This is a genomic window from [Phormidium] sp. LEGE 05292 (assembly GCF_015207735.1).
GTDB lineage: Bacteria > Cyanobacteriota > Cyanobacteriia > Cyanobacteriales > Aerosakkonemataceae > Floridanema.
Window position 1 is genome coordinate 1 of the sequence record NZ_JADEWG010000060.1, and the last position, 20,667, is coordinate 20,667.

Annotated in this window: 23 protein-coding genes and 1 pseudogene; 10 read left to right on the plus strand and 14 right to left on the minus strand. The window is 41.9% G+C overall.

Features of this window, described 5'->3' with window-relative positions; all coding sequences use genetic code 11:
* Positions 1 to 103 precede the first annotated feature (103 nt).
* Positions 104 to 793 (minus strand): phycobilisome rod-core linker polypeptide, encoded by a 690-nt coding sequence (locus IQ264_RS33885; RefSeq protein ID WP_413470356.1) that lies wholly within the window; start codon positions 791 to 793, stop codon positions 104 to 106.
* Positions 794 to 796: 3 nt separating this feature from the next.
* A pseudogene (locus IQ264_RS17290) lies at positions 797 to 3,505 on the minus strand (phycobilisome rod-core linker polypeptide); the annotation flags it as partial.
* 479 nt (positions 3,506 to 3,984) lie between these two features.
* On the opposite strand from IQ264_RS17290, the gene IQ264_RS17295 reads away from it, so the two are divergent.
* From IQ264_RS17295 to IQ264_RS17305, 3 genes are all read left to right on the plus strand, one after another.
* Positions 3,985 to 5,175: a class I SAM-dependent methyltransferase gene (locus IQ264_RS17295; RefSeq protein ID WP_193982046.1), complete on the plus strand. Its 1,191-nt coding sequence runs from the start codon at positions 3,985 to 3,987 to the stop codon at positions 5,173 to 5,175.
* Positions 5,176 to 5,473: 298 nt separating this feature from the next.
* Positions 5,474 to 5,674: a hypothetical protein gene (locus IQ264_RS17300; RefSeq protein WP_193982047.1), complete on the plus strand. Its 201-nt coding sequence runs from the start codon at positions 5,474 to 5,476 to the stop codon at positions 5,672 to 5,674.
* 177 nt (positions 5,675 to 5,851) lie between these two features.
* Positions 5,852 to 6,355 carry a hypothetical protein gene (locus IQ264_RS17305; protein ID WP_228061613.1) on the plus strand — a complete coding sequence of 168 codons (504 nt, stop codon included), beginning with the start codon at positions 5,852 to 5,854 and terminating at the stop codon, positions 6,353 to 6,355.
* A 22-nt stretch (positions 6,356 to 6,377) separates the two neighbouring features.
* Here IQ264_RS17305 and IQ264_RS17310 read toward each other — a convergent pair whose 3' ends face one another.
* Positions 6,378 to 6,701 carry a TMEM14 family protein gene (locus IQ264_RS17310; protein WP_193982048.1) on the minus strand — a complete coding sequence of 108 codons (324 nt, stop codon included), beginning with the start codon at positions 6,699 to 6,701 and terminating at the stop codon, positions 6,378 to 6,380.
* Between the two features lie 489 nt (positions 6,702 to 7,190).
* On the opposite strand from IQ264_RS17310, the gene IQ264_RS17315 reads away from it, so the two are divergent.
* From IQ264_RS17315 to IQ264_RS17325, 3 genes are all read left to right on the plus strand, one after another.
* Positions 7,191 to 7,475 carry a DUF7219 family protein gene (locus tag IQ264_RS17315; RefSeq protein WP_193982049.1) on the plus strand — a complete coding sequence of 95 codons (285 nt, stop codon included), beginning with the start codon at positions 7,191 to 7,193 and terminating at the stop codon, positions 7,473 to 7,475.
* A 173-nt stretch (positions 7,476 to 7,648) separates the two neighbouring features.
* Positions 7,649 to 8,476 carry a 4-hydroxy-tetrahydrodipicolinate reductase gene (dapB, locus tag IQ264_RS17320; protein ID WP_193982050.1) on the plus strand — a complete coding sequence of 276 codons (828 nt, stop codon included), beginning with the start codon at positions 7,649 to 7,651 and terminating at the stop codon, positions 8,474 to 8,476.
* A gap of 120 nt (positions 8,477 to 8,596) precedes the next feature.
* Positions 8,597 to 9,352 carry a phosphate ABC transporter permease gene (locus IQ264_RS17325; protein WP_228061614.1) on the plus strand — a complete coding sequence of 252 codons (756 nt, stop codon included), beginning with the start codon at positions 8,597 to 8,599 and terminating at the stop codon, positions 9,350 to 9,352.
* A 73-nt stretch (positions 9,353 to 9,425) separates the two neighbouring features.
* On the opposite strand, the gene IQ264_RS17330 is transcribed toward IQ264_RS17325, so the two are convergent.
* From IQ264_RS17330 to IQ264_RS33030, 8 genes are all read right to left on the minus strand, one after another.
* Complete coding sequence (locus tag IQ264_RS17330; RefSeq protein WP_193982051.1) at positions 9,426 to 10,118, minus strand: zinc metallopeptidase; 693 nt, start codon at positions 10,116 to 10,118, stop codon at positions 9,426 to 9,428.
* A gap of 70 nt (positions 10,119 to 10,188) precedes the next feature.
* A complete protein-coding gene (locus IQ264_RS17335) occupies positions 10,189 to 10,818 on the minus strand; it encodes a precorrin-8X methylmutase (protein ID WP_193982052.1) in 630 nt (209 codons plus the stop codon).
* Between the two features lie 148 nt (positions 10,819 to 10,966).
* Complete coding sequence (locus IQ264_RS17340) at positions 10,967 to 11,782, minus strand: TPM domain-containing protein (protein WP_193982076.1); 816 nt, start codon at positions 11,780 to 11,782, stop codon at positions 10,967 to 10,969.
* Positions 11,783 to 11,951: 169 nt separating this feature from the next.
* The gene (locus tag IQ264_RS33025; protein WP_322744729.1) at positions 11,952 to 12,476 is read right to left on the minus strand and encodes a DUF948 domain-containing protein; all 525 of its coding nucleotides are present in this window, start codon (positions 12,474 to 12,476) and stop codon (positions 11,952 to 11,954) included.
* A 67-nt stretch (positions 12,477 to 12,543) separates the two neighbouring features.
* Entirely contained in the window at positions 12,544 to 12,939 is a 396-nt protein-coding gene (locus IQ264_RS17350; protein ID WP_193982053.1) for a YtxH domain-containing protein, read from the minus strand.
* A 221-nt stretch (positions 12,940 to 13,160) separates the two neighbouring features.
* On the minus strand, positions 13,161 to 13,502 hold the full coding sequence (locus tag IQ264_RS17355) for a hypothetical protein (protein ID WP_193982054.1): 342 nt from the start codon (positions 13,500 to 13,502) through the stop codon (positions 13,161 to 13,163).
* 198 nt (positions 13,503 to 13,700) lie between these two features.
* Positions 13,701 to 14,210, minus strand: a complete 510-nt coding sequence (gene apcB, locus IQ264_RS17360; protein WP_193982055.1) for an allophycocyanin subunit beta — start codon at positions 14,208 to 14,210, stop codon at positions 13,701 to 13,703.
* 238 nt (positions 14,211 to 14,448) lie between these two features.
* The gene (locus IQ264_RS33030) at positions 14,449 to 14,754 is read right to left on the minus strand and encodes a hypothetical protein (RefSeq protein WP_228061616.1); all 306 of its coding nucleotides are present in this window, start codon (positions 14,752 to 14,754) and stop codon (positions 14,449 to 14,451) included.
* 404 nt (positions 14,755 to 15,158) lie between these two features.
* On the opposite strand from IQ264_RS33030, the gene glnA reads away from it, so the two are divergent.
* Both glnA and IQ264_RS17375 read left to right on the plus strand, forming a co-directional pair.
* Complete coding sequence (glnA, locus tag IQ264_RS17370; RefSeq protein ID WP_193982056.1) at positions 15,159 to 16,577, plus strand: type I glutamate--ammonia ligase; 1,419 nt, start codon at positions 15,159 to 15,161, stop codon at positions 16,575 to 16,577.
* 232 nt (positions 16,578 to 16,809) lie between these two features.
* Complete coding sequence (locus IQ264_RS17375; protein ID WP_193982057.1) at positions 16,810 to 17,694, plus strand: ferritin-like domain-containing protein; 885 nt, start codon at positions 16,810 to 16,812, stop codon at positions 17,692 to 17,694.
* Positions 17,695 to 17,736: 42 nt separating this feature from the next.
* Here IQ264_RS17375 and IQ264_RS17380 read toward each other — a convergent pair whose 3' ends face one another.
* From IQ264_RS17380 to IQ264_RS17390, 3 genes are read right to left on the minus strand one after another with little or no spacing between them, the layout of a single operon-like run.
* Positions 17,737 to 18,132 (minus strand): phage holin family protein, encoded by a 396-nt coding sequence (locus IQ264_RS17380; protein WP_193982058.1) that lies wholly within the window; start codon positions 18,130 to 18,132, stop codon positions 17,737 to 17,739.
* Positions 18,122 to 18,610 carry a hypothetical protein gene (locus tag IQ264_RS17385; RefSeq protein ID WP_193982059.1) on the minus strand — a complete coding sequence of 163 codons (489 nt, stop codon included), beginning with the start codon at positions 18,608 to 18,610 and terminating at the stop codon, positions 18,122 to 18,124. Before IQ264_RS17385 ends, IQ264_RS17380 begins: the two co-directional genes overlap by 11 nt.
* A gap of 3 nt (positions 18,611 to 18,613) precedes the next feature.
* Positions 18,614 to 19,039 carry a hypothetical protein gene (locus tag IQ264_RS17390; RefSeq protein WP_193982060.1) on the minus strand — a complete coding sequence of 142 codons (426 nt, stop codon included), beginning with the start codon at positions 19,037 to 19,039 and terminating at the stop codon, positions 18,614 to 18,616.
* Positions 19,040 to 19,294: 255 nt separating this feature from the next.
* On the opposite strand from IQ264_RS17390, the gene IQ264_RS17395 reads away from it, so the two are divergent.
* Entirely contained in the window at positions 19,295 to 19,783 is a 489-nt protein-coding gene (locus tag IQ264_RS17395; RefSeq protein ID WP_193982061.1) for a YbjN domain-containing protein, read from the plus strand.
* A gap of 123 nt (positions 19,784 to 19,906) precedes the next feature.
* On the plus strand, positions 19,907 to 20,665 hold the full coding sequence (locus tag IQ264_RS17400; RefSeq protein WP_193982062.1) for a lipoate--protein ligase family protein: 759 nt from the start codon (positions 19,907 to 19,909) through the stop codon (positions 20,663 to 20,665).
* Positions 20,666 to 20,667 lie beyond the last annotated feature (2 nt).

Below are 20,667 nucleotides of genomic sequence, written 5' to 3' on the forward strand. Positions count from 1 at the left end.
GAGCAAGGGAGGAGCAGGGGGGACAAGGAGAATTATTACCCTTTACCCTTTCTTCCCTTGGAACCTTCTGCCTTAGAGCCTTGGAGCCCTGGAGCCTTTCTTCTTAGACTCGACCACCTAGATAAGAAGGTGACAGGCTAGACCAAGGGGTTTTCACCAAATCTGTAGCTGCCTTCACACTACCCAAGTAGTTGCCAGCAGGCAAAGATGGGAAGCGATTATAAGGTACGACATCCTCACCAAAATATTGAGCATATTCTGGGCTATCAACCATTGCCTCAACTGCCGCCTTCAATCCCGCCGAAGCCAAAATTTGGTTGTATTGGCGAATTTCTGCTTGCGTTGCTGGAGCACGTCCCAACAAATGCCGGAACAAGAACTCAATCACCTTAGTATTCGGGTAAGGAGTATAGAATCTGCGACGATAAATTTCCGAACCCGCTAAAGAACGGACAAACTCCCGGACAGAAATTTCCCCATTCCGCAACTTACTTTCTAAATCCGTGCGCCGGAACTCAGCAGGCACCTGACCACTAAACACATCCATTACCTGACAGTAAATGGCGTTGAGCACTAATGCTGTCTCTGCCTGAGTCATGCCAGGATTCATCCGGTAAATCCGCGCTGGCTTGCGACGAGTAGTACCAACACCGACTTCTACCGATTGTCCAGCACCGTTAGTGAAAGAACGACCCAACTCAATAAACAAAGGCTTGGATTTATCTACTTCCCTTGCTTGCCGTTGCAAATCACTCATCGCTTTACCTATCAAAGGCATCTTGGTGTTATCCATCTTCGCCTTAACTGGAGTAAAGCTAGGTACAACCAAATCTTTATTCTGTTTAGTCAGTTGGTTATACAGCCTTTGAGAATTCGGGAAATTCGCCGCAGGTAAAGTCAAGTAGCGATTGTAGGGTACTGTATCCTCACCAAAAGCTTGAGCATATTCCGCACTGTTGGTCATCGCATTGATAAATGCTTTAATCCCGCCAGTTGCCAGAATTTGGTTGTATTTGCGAATTTCTACTTGGTCTAAAGGTGCGCGACCCAAGAAATGCTTGGTTCCCAGTTCAATCACCTTAGTATTCGGATAAGGTGCGTAGAACTCCTTAATGTAAAGTTGCGATTCACCTAAAGCAGTAATAAACTCTTTCAGGTTAACTTCGCCGTTACTGAGCTTAGTTTCCCAAACCGTAAACTCATTCTTGACAATGTAAGGTTCTACATCGCGCTCAAAGATTTGCCGATAAGCTGCTCGAATTACAGTTGTTACAGCTTGCTTATCGTCATTACCTGTGAGCTTGAAGACTTTTGTTTGGTCGCGTTTCTTGGAAACACCTTGGTTAATGCGGAATTGTACATCAGGCTCGGTTCGCAATTCGGAAACCGCACCCAATTCTACAAATCTTGGTGTTTCTTCCTTATCAACTCTGGCTCCAGTTTCGCCAATGCTACCAACTCGCAAGGAGCGTAGTGCTAAACCTGCTGGAGTAACGTAGCGTTCGTAAGGAACAGTATCCTCTCCAAATGCTTCGTTGTACTCAACCGAGTCAATTAAGGCATCGATTAAGCCATATAAGCCTTTCTTGGAGCAAATATCGAAGTACTTATTATTCTCCTGACGACCGTAAGTTGGTCTACCCAACAAGCGGCGATGGATGTACTCCACTGCCTTACAAACGTAAAAAGGAGTCCAATACAGCTTACGGAACAAATCCGACTTCGCTAAGGCTCGGATAAACTCGCGGACTGTAATTTCTCCATTTTCCAGCTTAATTTCTTGCACTTTCAGGCGTTGTCCTTCATAGACATCGCGCCCAAATACTTGCAGGTAACAAGCTCGAATTACTGCTTGGGTAGAACTTTCGGAGAATTTAACACTGATGCCTTGGCTCTTGTTCCCTCGTTTGCCGCCGAGTCCTGTAAAGCTGGGAAGTTGGTCAAGTTTGAATACCTTCGGACCGAGCGATCCAGGTGCTTTACCCCGTGCTTGGGGTCGGCTCAACTGGTTCTCAATTCCGGCTCCGCGACGTATTAATATCCGTCTGGTATCCTTACCAAAAGGTGCGGGACTGGCGCTAGGATTTCTGGTTTCTTTGGGGAAAATTGCCCCAAATTGAATTTCTAATGGGTCATTGCCAGAACCATAAGGATGTCGATCGGGCAAAGGACGGTTGTAAGCGGCAAAGGTGGTGAGGAATTGGGGTATTTTGCGGAATGGCGCACTGTAGTTGAATAAGTCTTGTTGGGGTCCCCAGTTCCGACATTCTTGCGCTTCTTGTCCTAATCCCCGCAGGTAAGGAACGGTTTCTTCGCCGAAGTAATCGGAGTATTCTTGAGAATCGACAATTGCATCGACTAATCCGGGTAAGCCTTTTTGGGATACGATCGCAAAATATTTTTGCACCTCTTCCCGTGAAGAAGGCCCTCTACCTAAAAAGTGCCGGAAAGCTAATTCTAATGCCCGACTGTTGATATATGGCTGATAAAAATTTTGTCGATATAAAGGAGATTTACCCAAACGGCGGATAAATTCCTTCATCGATATCTCACAATTTTTTACTTTCGACTCTAAATCGGAAATCCCCAGTGAGTAAGCACGGGTAATATCCCGTTCAAACACCTGTCTGTATGCTGCCTTTACTACTTCCTGTTTTTCTCTGGCAGAAAGTCCGGGCTTCATGACAAATTTGGGCCGACGTTCCGAGGAAGCAAAGTAAATTTGTGGGAGTTGTAACCCTTGCTGATCTCCTGAAGGACGTTGCCGTAATTTGTCTGAAGGGGTGGGAGCTTTAAACTCAGCAATCAGCACGTCAAAATATTGGCTGACTGTGTTTGTCCCTTCTTGGTCTTGCCGGAAATAACCCAATGCCGCTGCTTTCATTTCCTGCAACGCGACGATGGTTGCTTCCCCAGAGCAGGCATTTTCAATGATTTCCCGCAATCCTCTGGTGTTGACCACAATAATATTCGGATCGCCAGCAACGATCGCATAAGTCAGATAACGCAAGAACCAAGACAAATCACGCAGGGATTTGGTCATGTTTCCTGGCCCATACCGGGCTACGTTAATCGGACGGAAGCCTGCGGACACATTAGATCCACCACCAGATGCAGAAAATAATGACCTGATTCCTTCCAAGAAACCGCCACCACTTTCTATATAGGTTGTGGTTCCCAATTTCATGGACTCTCTTGTATCCAAGGTGGTGCCAGCCATTGTCATTACTGGCGCTTCTTGCGGCTTTTCCAAGAATGCCATTGGTGAACCACCGATGAAAATCCGGTTGGCTGCTCTGGATACGATGATTTCAGAATTTTTGGTTAATGTTTGGGCAATATCTAGCCGCTTGCTGCCAGAACTGAAGTAACTAGCTAGTTCGTTCAGTTCGCCACGCTCTAAAAAGCGGTCTTGTTGTTCCGCTTGGGATATTGTTGCCACTGGCAGGGTTTGGTAAAGCTGCGGACGTGCAACTGAGCTTCCACCACTTGCTTTAACACTCATTGGATCTCAAAAGCTCCCTATAGTTTCTACCCTTTGTTAAACCCGACTGGGGTACGCCTGATTTGGTTCAAAGTTTCATGATTAGAATGCTTTGCCCCTACTCCTGATAACAGTCTCTGATTTTTGCCTCCTCGAACCAGGCTGAGGTAAACCAGGCCATCAAGACTGTTTGGAGTTAATCAACCCAGTCTTTAGATTAGAATGTTTCGTGCTTGCCACACTCATTTATTAAGAAGTGTGTACAACAATATTCGACTGTTGACCACACATCATACTTTATCTTTATACATAAACTGAGAAAAAAGATAAGTTTTGTTACGTTTCAGAGTTCCCAGGTAGAAGGCTCCAAGGCAGAAGGCTGGAAGGGAAGAAAAGTCAAGGGGAAAACGATTTTAGATTTATGAATGGGATCGATAAAATCTAAAATCTAAAATCTAAAATCTAAAATCTAAAATCTAAAATCTAAAATCCAACGACCAATGACCAATCAAGATATTAGTTCTGCTGTTCAACGTCTTTACGATACTTATCCTTTTCCACCAGAACCACTGTTGGATACTCCGCCTCCGGGATACAATTGGCGCTGGAATTGGTTAGCAGCTTATAACTTTTGTACGGGAAGAAAACCACCAAAGCAAGATATTCGGATTCTCGATGCTGGATGTGGTACTGGTGTAGGTACTGAGTATTTGGTTCATTTGAATCCTGAAGCTGAGGTAACGGCGATCGATCTCAGTGCAGGTGCCCTAGCAGTAGCAAAGGAACGTTGTCAACGTTCTGGTGCTAACCGCGTTCAATTCCATCACCTCAGTTTATATGATGCCGGACAACTCCCTGGTGAGTTCGATTTAATTAACTGCGTGGGAGTTTTACATCATTTACCCGATCCCAAGCGAGGGATTCAATCTTTAGCCGCTAAATTAGCTCCTGGTGGACTATTTCATATTTTTGTCTATGGGGAGTTGGGACGCTGGGAAATTCAATTAATGCAAAAAGCGATCGCTCTTCTCCAAGGTAACAAGCGTGGTGATTACCGCGATGGTGTCCAAATTGGTCGGCAAATCTTTAATTCATTACCAATAAATAACCGAATTGTCAAGCGAGAAAAAGAACGTTGGTCAATGGAAAATCAGCGAGATGAATGTTTTGCTGATATGTATGTTCATCCCCAAGAAATTGATTACAATGTCGAATCTCTATTTGAATTAATCGATGCTTCTGGGTTAGAATTCGTCGGTTTTTCTAATCCAAAAACTTGGGAATTAGAAAGATTGTTAGGCAAAAGTCCTGAATTAATTGCTCAGGCAGAAACTTTAAGCGATCGCGAACGTTACCGCTTAATTGAACTGTTAGATCCCGAAAGTTTCACCCATTACGAATTTTTCTTAGCACGTCCACCTTTCATTAAATCAGATTGGTCTTCTGATGCTGCAATACTCGCCGCAATTCCTGAACGTAACCCTTGTATGGATGGATGGCCTAGTAAATGTCTATTTAACTATGATTATCAAATAGTTAATCTTACGGAATCAGAATTTCAATTTTTGCAAGCTTGTGATAATAATACTGAGAAACAGCAAACTTTGTCCGAAATTTTAACAGGTATTGATTTGAGTTTGGAAAAAGTGCGATCGCTCCTCCAACAGCAATTAATTATCTTAACTCCCTAGAGAAGGCAGGGTGAAAGTTTTGAGTAGGGGCGGGTTTAGCAATTATCCTGACTTGCAACCAACAAATTATCTACAAAACCCGCCCTTACAGAGTGGGGGAGTTTTTAGTTTTGAATTCTCTATTGTCCCCTTTTCTTACCCACCCCTTTGCCCATTTTTGTCAATGACTTGAGTCACAAAATAGTTAAGGAATTATCACTGTTTTTCCGGGAACTTGTAATCAAACTAGAGGAATAGCAAAAGGTTTATTATTCCTTAACTTAACTTAACTTAAGAAAAGACAATTTGGTGCAAAACTATGAAATCTCAATACTGTTGGCATTCCATCCCTATAGAAGCTCTCTGCGGACAAATAATGGTTTCTGGTAAGATTACCATTAGCGATCGCTATCAAATTAGGTCTGCCTTATTAAATGATACTTTGAGCGAACCAGAACAAATTTTAATCAACAGATTGCTCTATGGCATCCGACATGGATTACTGAGAATTATCGATTAAAATCTCCTCAAACTGCATTTGCGATCGATATCATCACCAAATAAGAGTAGTATCACATTTGCCAAAGATATAAAGTCAGTTTTCTACAAGATTACAGTCACTTGTAAAACCTTCGGACATCACTGAATCCCTGTAATAAAAGATTCATAATAAGAATAGAGGGTTCCAGGGGTCAAGATGTCACAGCAATCTCTTCTTCCACAAGCTACAGTTAACTCCAAACAAGTTTTGACCCAGTTAAATAGTGGACAAATATTACAAGTTGATAGCCGCTATCGAGGTGGAATCATACTTTGTAAGCCACATCACGCAGAATTTGCCGGATATGGAGCCGCTGTTGGTGGTAGTTGTGACATAGACTGTAATCGGGTAATTCCTATAGGTGAAGTCAGTTTAATTCATCCAGAGTCTTTCCCAGAGCGGCAAAAAGCTTTTATCATGAGACAGCGATGGTTCCGTTTTACTCAAAAAGCAATGGAAAGTTCTGTTCCCTTACAAAGGGCATACATGATTTTGGTAATGCTAGAAAAGTATTTCGGAATCGAAGCCGCTAATTCAATATCAGATGATGTGCTTTGTCAGCTAATAGGAGTGTTATCGAAAACAGTCAGTATGGCACGTCAGTATAAAGCCAATCAAGTAAAAATTAAGCAACCAAATTCAGCTGTGATGTCAGTTTAACTATGAGTTAATTTCTGAGTAACTAAGCTAAATTCAACCAACCAGCCAAAAACGCCACCATCGCCACTAAGTTTAGCAACATCATCATTCCCGCAGGCATAAATTTCCTAGTGCGGACAAACCTAGTAATAAACACTACTAGCAAAACTGTAGCCATCAAAGTTGCTATTCCTAGTCCTACTGTTGGTGTTTTTGTTGCTAAGAACCAGGCAACTAATAGAATTAAACCACTAGTCGAGCCTGCTAGAAGAGATTTGGTACTTTTAGCTTTCATGTAGCCAAAGACACCACCTATTCCGACAACCAAAGCATATCCAAAGATAGCCCAGATTAAGAGTTGCTCCATATTTTTAATTTTTGATTTAATCTAAAAAACATATCACAATCTGCGAGGATTTTCTATGAATCTACATGATTTGGGAATGTTGGTGCTACTTCTCACTCCCGGACTTTTACTTTCAATTCTGATTATGGCTTCTTTCGCCGCAGGCGGATAAAGCAGGGAGCAAAGGGACTTCAGAAGCATGGGAGAAAAGGGACAAGGGAACAAGGGTAAATTAAATAACTCAAAACTTTTCCCTCTTCCTGTTCTCCTGACTTCTGCAAAAGGTCTATTAAAAGTTAGTTTAATCATATTTAGTATATTAATTAATTAAGAGTATGAACAGTTATACTAGACAAAATTTACAGCAACTTTTGTCAATAATTCAGTGTATCTGTGGAATGTATTGTTATTAACAAATAATTTTAATATATCCTAAAAGAGATTACAATACCCAAAAAATAGATTACAACAGAATTAGATCTATATTTGCAACAGGTTTTGGAGAAGTCGATGAACGATCGCACAAACTTTCTTTACCCTCGTAGCCGCTACTACGGTGCAGTCAATCCTGAGAATTTGGTATTTAATGCTAATTTACAAGAATTTACCCAAAGGGTTAATTTTATCTGTGCTTTAGAAACTGGTGGTAAGCTTCCTCCTGAAGAAGCGTATAAACAAATTAAGGCTTTGTGGAAACAACTAAAACGTTCTAAAAAAGAACTTGGTATTGGTCAAAATCCCTTCCAAAGTGATAACCATAATGACGAAGGCAATCAATCATCTGAAGATAATTGAGTGTAATTTTATGAACGATTTCAGGTTATACTGGAACGCCTCGATTGCACCTCCTCGTTGCCAAAAAACAAAGGAACTGAATTTTTTCTTGTCGCGTTGGGATGTTTGAACTCAACGCGACATTTGTTTTAGTCTAGAATTCGCTTATTAGATGCAAGGATATTTTTGAGAACATGACGAATCAATATCCCATACCCGTTGTGGTCAATGGTGCCGCTGGCAAAATGGGTCGTGAAGTGATTAAAGCGGTAGCTGGCGCAAGTGATATGACGCTATTGGGCGCAATCGACCATAATCCAGAGCTTTTAGACAAAGATGCGGGTGAGATAGCTGGATGTGGCACATTAGAAGTGCCAATTACTAATCAGTTTGAGCCAATGTTGGCGATGGCGGCGCAAGAGAGACAGCTGGGGGTAATGGTAGATTTTACTCATCCTAGTACAGTTTACGATTCGGTACGGTCTGCGATCGCTTACGGCGTGCGCCCAGTCGTCGGAACTACCGGAATGAGTACCCAACAAATTCAAGAATTAGCAGAATTTGCCGAAAAAGCGAGTACTGGCTGCTTAATTATTCCCAATTTTTCCATTGGCATGGTGCTGCTGCAACAAGCTGCTGTTCAAGCATCAAAATATTTTGACCATGTAGAAATTATTGAACTCCACCACAATCAAAAAGCAGACGCTCCTAGCGGTACAGCAGTTCAAACTGCTAAACTCTTGGCAGAACTGGGTAAAAGTTACAATCCGCCTTTAGTCAAGGAAGAGGAAAAATTAGCAGGAGCTAGGGGTAGTTTAGCAGAAGAAGGAATTCGGATTCATAGCGTGCGCTTACCCGGATTAATTGCTCACCAAGAGGTAATTTTTGGCGCACCTGGGCAAGTTTACACCTTAAGACATGATACAAGCGATCGAGCCTGTTATATGCCCGGAGTCCTACTGGCAATTCGCCAAGTTACCCAACTAAAATCGCTAGTATATGGATTAGAGAAAATTTTGTAGTTAATTGGCAATTTGTCAAAACTCAGCATTCAGGATTCAAGATTCACAATAAAAAGAAAATCTCAGAATTCTGAATCTTTCCCTAAATAACCATTATCTATTACTTAACACCTATTAATTATGCTCATTCCCATCACCCGCCAAAAATTTGAACAACTAATCCCTATCCTGGCTACAGGAAGCCAGTACAAATATTATTGGGGTAAGCCAACTGCTTTTATCCTGCGACTACTAATGTCTTTAGTCATCGCTATGTTAATTTGGTGGATTGAAGTTACTTTTTTAGGGCCAGAATATGCTCCTTTGGCTCTATTCAGTGGTATCTTTACAGCTTCCTATTTTTTATGGGGGCCCATTTTTCACGCTAGCTTACGCAATTATGAGTGTCGCAAATACAAATACAGTGGCTTTTGGAAAGGTGAAATTTGGGATTTGTACATCAGTGAAGAAGTAGTAGGAAAAGAACAAAACGTTAACAAACGAGGCGAATTAGTAATTGTAGAAAACCGAGAGAAAAGACTAAATATAGAAGTTGGCGATGAAACAGGTTTTTCTACAAGTCTACAAGTTCCTCTCAAACGTATTCATAAATCGCTCAGAAGAGGTCAAGTTGCCGAAATGTTGGTGATGTCTAATAAACCAGATTTAGCCATGATTAACAAAGTAACTGACATTTATATTTCCGACCTCGATTTATGGGTAAGTGACTATCCTTATCTACAAAGAAAAGAGTTTACTGAACTGAGTTATAAGTTTGAAAAATCCGAGAAGATGGATAGGGAAAAGAGGAGAAGACCTGTAGAACAAGAAATTGAATCCGAAGAAAGACGACCTGTAAAACAACCCAAAAAACCTAAAAAAGTCAATGATTGGTAAATAAAAAGTCCGTTGTGACGACTTCAGTCGTTTTTGAGACAAAGTGAAGGACTAAAGTCCTCACAACTAACAATTAATTACGACTCCGGGAAATCAACAAAAGTTGAATTAATTGTAAAACAGCATAAAAGGCAGTTGCGACATAAGTCCAAGCTGCTGCTTGTAGAACTTTTTTAGCTGCTTTATTCTCTTCTCCTTGGAGAATTCCCATTTGATTAATTAGTTTAAGCGCACGGCTAGAGGCATCAAATTCTACAGGTAAAGTGACGATATGAAAAGCAATTACACCCAGAAATAGGACAATTCCGATATTAATAAATACTGAAGAAATTGTTCCCATTGAACTGAGGAAAAGCCCAATAATTACTAAGAATGGGCCAAGTTGAGAACCTAAATTAGCAGCTGGAACTAGAGAGGCACGTAAATTCATGAATTTATAGCCTTGCTTGTCTTGTAACACATGACCACACTCATGGGCAGCTACCGCCGCAGCTGCTAGAGAATCAGAACCATAAATTCCTTCAGACAAACGAACAGCTTTTGCACTGGGGTCATAATGGTCTGTAAGTTCTCCGGCTACAGGTTCAACGGAAACATCATGAATTCCCATTTTCGATAGGATAGCCTGAGCAACTTCTGCACCACTCATGCCCATAGTAGAACGAACTTGAGAGTAGCGGTGATAAGTTCCTTTGATTTGACTCTGAGCCCAGAACATTAATATGGCTCCTGGGATCAGAATTAAATAAGACAAGTAGTAAGACATTATTTTATCTCTCCTGGGGGGGTTGACAGTGAAAAAGTCATATTTTGAGTACTAATCTAGCTCAAATTTACTAAACACCGACTACGCCCTCTTGTCCGTAAGCTTGCCAAGCTAGTTCTACTAATCCGTTGACAATTGCAGCTGCTACTACGGCGCTTCCTTTCCGTCCTTCGGTGCGGATATGGGCAATGAGGGAATCTTGTAATCTTTCTTTAGCAACATCTACATCCACAAAACCTGCGGGTGTCCCAATAACTAAAGCTGGGCGGATTTCCTCTTTCTCGATTAAGTCTACTAGGGAAGAAAGAGCGGTTTGAGCATGACCAACCACAAAAATTCCTTCTGGGTAGCGTTTGGCGAGGGTTTCAATTCCCCAAGCTACACGGGTTTTTTCTTTTTGGGGGCGCGTTAATGCGTCCATGCTACAGTAAACTGGGTTGGCAAAAGTGCTTTGGATGATTGGTGTAATGCCAACTTGTACCATTGGTACATCTACGACAATGGTGGTGCGGGCAGCTAAAGCGGCTGCGCCTGCTTGTAAGGCTCTTTCAGAAAAACGAATCAGTGATTTATATTCAAAGTCAGCTGTGTCATAAATTACCCGACGGACAATTTCGTATTCTGCTGGGGAAAAGATGTGTTCGCCGATTTCGCGATCGATAATTGCTAAACTTTGGGCATCTGTTATATGCCATTCCATGAGAAACTGCCCCCGAAGTTCCTAGATGATTAAAGTATTATTTAAGTTCGTTTAAAGCATAAAGCTAGAACGCAAAGAATACAAAATTAACTTTTGCATTCTTTGCGTCCTAATATGTGAAATATGGATAATTAATTAAACTTGATGCTTAACGGCTGCTGGAAGCTTCCGAAGGAGAATTAACCACAGGAGTAAGGTAAGCAACTAAAGCTCCAATGACGAATCCTGCTACGTTACGTAGTAAGGGCAACCATTCAGCAGTACGGCTGACTACAGGGCCAATTCCGAAGGCAATAAACAAAATTCCCCACAATGGCGAGAAAATTAACGCCCATTGCCATGCTACGATTTGTCCAGGTTTCCGGGGATGAGCGGCGAATCCTAATACTACTCCCCCAACAATAGAGGTAACTAAGGTAAGAATCCACTGTTCTCGCGGTAAACCGGGAACTACGTTGCAACCACCTTGAGTTAAGCACGTTTTTACAGATTCTAAAGATTGAATGATTGATTGAGCTTCGCCTTGTTCGCGGACAAAGTAAAGATTACCAAAGCGAGTTTGTAGTTCAATCCAAAAAGTCCGGGGTAGGAGTTGATAAACGGCATCTCCGACGTTGAAGTTGAGGATATTCCCGCCTCTGGAGTCAGCAATTACAAGGACGCTTTTATCATCTAAGCCCCAAAAGTTTTTGACTGCTCTACCTGGAGTACGATCGTACTGTGTTAATACTCTAAGTTTCCAGCCTGTGTTGGCTTCAAAATTTTCTATATCTTTTGTCAGTGCTTCCTTCTGAATGTCGGTGAAGGTTTTGGCGAGGTCAATAATTGGGGTTTGAGTGGTCGGTAGTAACTCTGGATTGTCGTATGCTTGCGCTACCGCAGGCGCTACTGTCCAAACTGATAAGGCAAGGAAAAAGGCTACTAGGGATGCCAGAACTCTTTTGACGAAAGGTTTTTGCTGCATTGGCTGTTTTACCGAAATCTCAAGTTGGGACATTTACCAAGAAGTTTTATTAATCAAAGGTTAATGCAAAACTAATATTTCTTTACACTTCTTTACTTTACTCTAATAGTACGCCATTTTACCAGCATTATTTCAATACTGGGAAAAAGGTTGGCAGGGAGCGGCTCTCTTAGTCTTCGTCTGCTTCCGAGTTTTCGTTGCTTTGTTGGTAAGTGGGGCGGTAGGGTTCGTTGGGGTAAGATGACGATCGCTCTGGAAAATCCACAGGCATTCTTTGTCCTGGTGGGAGGCGGTCTACAGAACGATGTCCACTAGGGGGAATATTATTATTAGAACGGTTAAAACTTTTCCAGGCAGCTTTTACACCTGAGAGCAAACTACGAGTACTAACTTGAACTTTTTTCGCTTGCGTTTTAGCACTGTTAATAGTTTGATCGACATTTTTGACTACTTGACCTGCACTTTTTACGCCATCAGTAACATCATCTGTTAATTCACTAATTTCCATTCCGGTGAGGCGAATAGATTCTAAAGTGGGTGGTAGTTCTCTGTTTAAAGTATCAGCTAATTTTTCTATACTGCGGGCAGCACGGGCAATTTCTTGAACAGCTGGCAAAAGTGCTACTAGAACAGCCGCGAGACTAACGGCAACTAGCAGAATAGAAAGTCCTAGCCAAAATAACGGATCAATCACAAATGTTTTAGTTTAAATAATTATTAGGATTCTGGTTCAATCCCGGTTGATTTAGAGTCGGCTTTGACTACTGTAATTTCGGAGGTATAGGATTTAGAGATACCTCTTGCAAAGAATCTTCAACTAAAGGTCGATCGGCGGAAGTAGTAGTTTCTTGCCGTTGTATATTTTGGTGTTCTTTGGCAGTTGCTTCAACTCCAGCAGCGATCGCTTCTTTGAGTCGCGTTAAGGTGCTATCCCAGTTACGCAGTGCTGATTCGGAAAGGCGATCGGCTTGCATCTGTACACTACTGGAAAGATCTTCTGCTAATTCTGGCAGCGCAGCCGCAGATTTTTTTAGCAGATGGCGAGTTTCTTTCCCAGTGCGCGGCGCTAAGAGCAAACCTGTAATAGTACCCAAGGCTGCTCCCAGTAGCATACCACCAATAAACGATCCCGACGATCCTGAACGATTCTCAGACATTTTTTCGCTACTCTATCCTTTAATTCATTTTAGGCGGGTTTTCCTGATTGGTATAGCAGAAGGCAGAAGGCAGAAGGCAGAAGGCAGAAGGGAAAAACCGTAAAAATAAGGGTTGTGGCTTTTCATCTTGCCTTAACCGCCAAGGCGGTTGCTATATCATAAGTGATCTAGCTTATTCCTTAAGCAAGATTTAGCAGCTTTCAGCAAAACCAGGGAATTATTCAGTATTTTGACAGCGATTTCTTCAGCTTTTTCAATTGTCTATTCTGTCTGGCGCGTTTTTGCCAAAATTGCTGGGTGAAGTTGAGTATTCCTAAAACTTGTCCGAGTTTTTCCAGTTGGATTTCTAGTTTTTGGTATTGTTCTCGCAGGGACTTAGTGCCTTTTTGTCCAATAATTATGGTTTTTGGTGCGTTGTGTAACACATTATAAGTATTACGATCGGCAGCTAAGATAGCTCTTGTGGCACCTGCGATCGACCTACGGATTTGCCAAATTCGCCAAGCTAGGTAAAAGTTGAATAGGGCGATGAGTATGTTGATTGTGACGACAATGGCGATCATTTTTCAGTTTCCCCCAACAAACTCATCTAATTTAATTAATGGTTGCTGGCTTTAATAATAGCGGGTAAAGGTGCGATCGCTAATCAATCCAAGATCTAAAATCTAAAATCCAAAATAGAATAGCGATCGCTCTCTCTCCCCTCTTCAGGAAAAAAGTGCGATCGCTAATTTTTCTAACTACAATTTCAACTGTCGAATCTAGACATCCTGTTCGCTAAATTCGCGAGTCATGTGATCGAAAGGCTGATCTAAAAAAGAAACATTCTGAATCCCAGAAGCTTCCACTAGTCCCTTAACAATATCCTTCATAATTTGGATACCGCGAACTGTTGGCCCAATGGGTACACCCAGAGAATTATAAGTTTCCCGCAGACCTTGCAACACGCGCTCATCCAACACATAATTATCTCCAGCAACCAGCGCATAGCTAGCATAACGGAGATAATAATCCATATCCCGCAGACAAGCCGCATAACGGCGAGTCGTATAAGCATTTCCACCAGGGCGAATCAATTCCGGCAATTCATCAAACAATTGAGAACCAGCCTGTTTAACAATCTCAGCTGCATTAGCATTAATCACAGCAGCAGCAGCTACTCTAGCCGTACCAGTTTCAAAATAGCTTTTCAGTGAATCAACAGCATTCCGGTCTAAATAGCGACCAGTAACATCGTAATTTCTAATTAAACTTGTAACTGCGTCCCGCATGAAATTGCTCTCCCAGTGAATGTTACTATTGGGGTTTTACTATTGCTGAAATATTGTCGCATCTAATCCGCATTAGAGCATCGGACAGACACACCTGCTTCTAGGTTAAAACTCAAATTAACAAAGTTTAACCAAGAAACACAAACCTTTACCTGTGGCGTAGATAGCCGATTGTAGTTTACAACAAAATGAGGCCCCAAAAGTTCCCTTTTACAGCTTTTGTATTGGGAGAGAAACACTAAACTAAAACTTTTTGTTTTGGGCGATTTTTTAAATGACAAGAAGGATATTCTGGCTGGAAATTAATAGCTGATTTAAACCAGTCTGTCAACGGCTCAGATAACAAAATTAACTCTTCAGGATAGCGAGGTTGAGGATCGCCCACCAACCAAATTGGCGGCACCATCATTGGGTCATACTCCGCAATTACATCAACCACTCCTGGACGCTGTTTTAACTCTACCCGCAGTCCCGGACGATATTGTTGTGCTTCCTGTGTTGTTAAATCTGTCTGTAATGTAAAAGCCATTGTTATCGCAGCCATAAACTGTAGTTATTGTTACGATTTTACCTAATGACAGTTAAGCTGTAAAAGTATTCTGTTAAAGTCGCTACATTTTTTAACCTTTTCTTTAGGCGATCCCGTACCTAGACCAGGATATTCTGTAATGCTGGATACAAAAGATCCTGAAACCTATCTCTAGGATGATGCAGGTATACTATTAAGTCGGCAAAATCGGCTATTTAATTTGAATCTAATCTGTCTGGACATCCCAGAGTCACAATGATGAGAGATCCAGGCAGTAGCATTAGGTGTCAGATCAATAAAGACAGACGCACCCAGTAAAATTCTCTCAAATCTAGGTTTTCTGCCCCTTGACCTGAACCTTCACCACAGCTGATTATCTATATCCAGACTTTACGAGATCAAAAGTTACGGAGTAATTCATGTTCCAGACCCCGCAAGAGTTCTTAAATTACGTTAAAGAAAAGAACATCCAGATCATTGACCTAAAATTCATCGATATGCCCGGAATCTGGCAACACTTGTCGATGTACCACGACCAAATCGATGAAAGTAGCTTCAGCGACGGTGTAGCCTTCGATGGTTCCAGTATCAGGGGTTGGAAAGCCATTAACGAGTCAGACATGGCAATGGTGCTAGACCCCACCACAGCCTGGATTGACCCCTTCATGAAAGAACCGACCCTCAGCGTCATCTGTAGCATTATCGAACCCCGCACAGGTCAACCCTACAGCCGTGACCCTCGGACAATTGCCCAAAAAGCAATTGATTATTTAATCTCTACAGGTATTGGCGACACAGTATTCATTGGGCCAGAAGCTGAATTCTTTATTTTCGATGATGTTCGCTTCGACCAAAACGAACACGAAGGCTATTATCATGTAGATTCTGTTGAAGGTCGTTGGAACACAGGGAAAAACGAAGGGCCAAACTTGGGCTACAAACCTCGCTATAAAGAAGGTTACTTCCCAGTTTCCCCTACTGATACTTCCCAAGATATGCGGACAGAGATGCTGCTAACTATGGCAGAGTGCGGTGTGCCTATTGAAAAGCATCACCATGAGGTTGCTTCCGGCGGTCAGTGCGAACTCGGTATCCGCTTCAATAAGTTAATCAAGGCAGCAGATGACTTGATGACTTACAAATATGTAATTAAGAACGTTGCTAAGAAATACGGTAAAACTGTTACCTTTATGCCCAAGCCAGTGTTTAACGACAATGGTTCTGGGATGCACACCCACCAATCGATTTGGAAAGATGGTCAACCGTTGTTTGCGGGTGACAAATATGCTGGTTTGAGTCAAATGGCGCTGCACTATATCGGCGGTATTCTCAAACACGCGCCTGCACTATTAGCTTTGACTAACCCCACCACCAACTCTTACAAACGCTTGGTGCCAGGTTTTGAAGCTCCTGTAAACTTGGCTTATTCTCAAGGTAATCGTTCTGCTTCGATTCGGATTCCTCTGTCTGGTAATAATCCTAAAGCTAAGCGGTTAGAATTCCGTTGTCCTGATGCTACTTGTAACCCATACTTAGCTTTTGCGGCGATGCTTTGCGCGGGTCTTGATGGCATCAAGAACCAAATTGATCCAGGCGAACCTTTGGATGTGGATATTTACGAATTGAGTCCAGAAGAGTTGAGTAAGGTTCCTTCTACTCCTGGTTCTTTGGAAGGCGCTTTGGAAGCTTTGGAAAAAGACCATGCTTTCTTGACTGAAACTGGTGTGTTCACTGAAGACTTTATCCAAACTTGGATTTCTTACAAGATTGATAAAGAAGTAAACCCGATGCGGTTACGTCCTCATCCTTACGAGTATGCCCTCTACTACGACTGCTAAAAAACAGTTGTTGTTTAATTAACATTTAGCCACCTCTATTGGTGGCTTTTTTGTCACAACCTGTATCAGAATTATTTTGGATTGTGAAAAGTTTGTACTGCTTATTTGTTATATAGATTACCTAAATGTTTGCTATGGACGGTTGGGATGGGCGGGTTTTAACTTTCTACTCATTTTTGAAATAAGTATTAAAATCTAATCTGTTAGATATTATTTACAAAACTCAACAATTATGACTGTTGCTTATCCAAGGAAATTACAAAATTCTATTGGCGCACGGGAAATTATGAAACAGGTGGTGCGCGATCGCGAAATCCACATCATCACCCTCAATCGCTACCGTTACAGCGAACAACGCAGCTGTAAAGATCTGACAGAAGTCATCGAATCACTCAATGGAAAGGAACCAAGATTAATTCGGGATCTTTCTCATCACATTGCCGACGAAGCGCGTCACGCGATGTGGTTGACTGATTTGTTGGTGGATATGGGAGAAAATGTTGGTACACCACCGGGAAATTCTTACATTGATGAATTCAATCGTCTTTTGGATAAAGATTCCTTTGACTCAGAAAGTAAGCTGGAAGATGGTATTATTTCCGCTTTAGCGGCAATAAACGTCACTGAAAAACGGGGTTGTGAATATTTTGCGGCTCACATTTACGCTTTGAAAGAAGCACCACAAACTGAAGAAAATATTAAGATTCGCGAAACAATTGAACGCATTTTTCCCGAAGAAGCTGGGCACGTCCGTTGGGGAAATCGTTGGCTAGCAGAAATTGCCAAGAAAAGCCCGGAACATCGGCAAAAGGTTGAACAAGCTAAGAAAAAGTATGCTGCGATCGAACAAGCAGCTTATGAATCTGGGATGGATATTACCTTGGGTGCAGAACTGCGTCGCTTAGATAACCTACTGGAAATTGCCAATACTATGCCTTTGTGGGAACGTCCTCAATACTTGATGGAACGTCTTCCCCAAGCTTTGCTAGCACCTCAATTGCAGATGACTCGAATTCAAATAGCTCAAAGAGCTTGGAATCGCGATCCTCAAGCATTTATGGAAAAATTTGTGCCGATGTTCATAAATGGCTTGAATAGCACTGTTGACCGGAAATAATGGGATACAGCCCCATCCTAGAAGGACGGGGCTTGTATCCCATTATTTTTTTTGGTCATTCTCCATTAATTTAGCTGTGGTGCGTGCTACTCGTGCCTGAGTTTGTACCATGTAGGGACCACTCAACTTGCGGGATGCAGCTACTAAAAAAATGGAACCAACGAAAAAATCGATCGCTGTCAGAATCAAAATAGCGTTAATCCAACTTTTTGTTAGGGTGTAGATGAACCAGATCGCGATCGCGTGCGCCAACAAGCCAACTAGTGTCATTAATCCTACACCGATCGCTAGCATAATCAAGCCACCGATCAGGCGTTTCTTTTCTTTTTCTGCCTCCCGCATCGCGATATCCAGGTGCATATCGACAAGCACTGTAGCGATCCGAATCAGGCGATTGGCGTAGGTGTTTACTGAATCCAAAATTGCATTAGCGACCACGAATGCCTCCCAATAAAAAGCCCAAAATAAAACCAATTCCCAAGGCGGTTAGCAAACTACCCCCGACATTATTTCGCACTTTTTCATTGAGTTCTGGTAGAACTTCTTTTTTGAATTGCACTAACAGTTCTTCAGTTCGTTCTTCTAGCAAATCAATGGTCTGTTTCAGATCGGTTTCAGTAAGTGTACTGTTCGTTAATTGGGTGAGTCGTTCTGAGAGCCGAGTTGCTTTGGGTGGTGCGGATTCCAGTAAGGCAAGCTGATACAACTCGCGAAGTTGACGACGAATCAAGACACGGGTGCGATCGGTCAAAGTGGCAATACAGTCTACCACTCGCTCTAGTTCTCCATCGGTACTAGCGAGGTTTTCTGAAGAAATACCTGACCATTCTTCTAAAATGAGGGGAACGATCGCCTTAAAGTTGGCTTTGAAGCGATCGGGACACAAGGTTGGAAGGGGATCGTTTGGAAGCATCACGGTTTAATCAACAGCTGTCACGGTGATGCTTTCTGCCACTTTTCTGGCTTCGATCGCCTCCAATACAGCGACTTCTGCCTCTTCTGCTGCCGCTGCTGCAAACAGAATTGCTGCTAGAGCATATTCTTCTGCTCTGTCAGCGTGTTTTAATAACTTCTCTTGCTCCTTTTTCTCTTTCCATTCTGCAAGTTCTGCTTCGACTTCTTCCTTTTTCGTCTCCAATCGCTGCGCCAATGTAGCTTTTGCTGCAATTAGGTCTTCTTTCTTCTCCTCAAGTTTAGTTTTGGCTTCTGCCAACTTTGTCTTTATCGTTTCTTCTGCGTCCTTCGATGCACTAGAAAGCTTTTCTTTCGCTTTGCCCAACTGACTTTCAATGCTATTCAAACGCAGTTTTAAGTCATCGCAGAATTGAGAAATTCTTTCACTCATGGTTAGTTTTTCTCCTTTTAGTTAAGTTAACTTGCAATGTTGCGGCTTTGCGGCTTCAACATCGAATTATATAATTAACATCTGTCGCAAGTATGAAAAAAAAGGCTTTTAACCAAATTTATAATATAATACACAAAATAATGGACAAAAACTAATGCTAAAGAGCAGTCGAAGGGAGTTGATACTAATTCCACAAAAGCGCCAAGAAGCGATACTGTTGGTCTAGTAAACCAACAGCAGAAAAGGGAAACTTCTATGACTACCTTTGGGCCGGATGCAGAAACAGTTGCCACTCAAGATTTATCTAGCAGCGAACTAATTGATGAGTTGGTTGAAAAAACAGTTAGTTATGCAGATTTGATCGAAACTGTAATCTCCAGCTTAGATCAAGATGATACGGCAATGGTTAGCAAAACTGAGGCGGGTCATCTGTGGAAGTTTAAATACGGTAGTGTTGAGGTATTTGTCCAACTTACCGGATCTACAGATGATGATACCTTCACAGTTTGGTCTTCGGTGCTAAAACTACCCGCTAAAGATGAATTAGGGTTGATGCGAAAACTTTTGCAAATGAACGGAACGGAAACATTGGAATCCCGTTTTGCGATTATCCAAGATCAAATAGTAGTAATTACAACTCGTACTGTGGCAGAACTTTCTCCGGGGGAAATTTCCCGTGCTATTACTATTGTCGCCACAATTGCTGATAATAATGATGAAGCTTTACAAGAGCAGTTTTGTTAGCGTTCATATCATGTCTGCTTTCATCACTTGGGATAAAACTAGTTTGTTGTAAACACTTCAGTGTTTTGATGCGAGAAATATACGACTGAAGTCGCAACTACAAACAATTTAATTCGACATGATATGACAAATGACAAATTTCGTTTAATTCCGCTGCTGGAGGCTTCAGGTAAGGTGCAAATGGCGATCGATGAGTGGCTATTGGAACAGCATCGACTGGGTTTACATCCTCCAGCTTTACGTTTTTATACTTGGTCGCCAGCGGCAATTTCTTTAGGATATCATCAGCGGCGTTGGCCTGATTTTTGGGAAAATTTAAGTTGGGAAAATACTAAAATAGATTTGGTGCGTCGTCCTACTGGAGGCAGGGCGGTTTTACATCAAGGTGATTTAACTTATGCTGTAATTACTTCAGGAATTAGTGGGAGTCGGATGCAAGTTTACCAAAAGTTATGCGAGTTTTTGATTGTGGGTTGGCGATCGCTCGGCGTAAACTTACACTATGGTACAGCTGGGCGCGGTTATATCCACAATCCTAATTGTTTTGCTACGGCTACAGGTGCAGATTTATTATTAGATAATGGTTCTAAACTGATTGGTAGTGCTCAGGTTTATCGAGATGGTGCTATTTTGCAACATGGTTCTATGCTCTTGCAACCCGATCGATCTCTCTTCTCTCAAGTTTTTCCTGAAAGTGCACCACCCACCATTAATTTACCTATCAACCAGCCGGGAAAAAGCCTAATTTCATGTCTAATACAAGCCCTAATTACAGCCGCAGAAACTTGCTTTAATACTCAATTATTATTGCACCCTTTATCTGACTTAGAATGGCAATCCATTTACACTCAATTAGATAGAGATTCTCTTGCCAGTAACTAAGA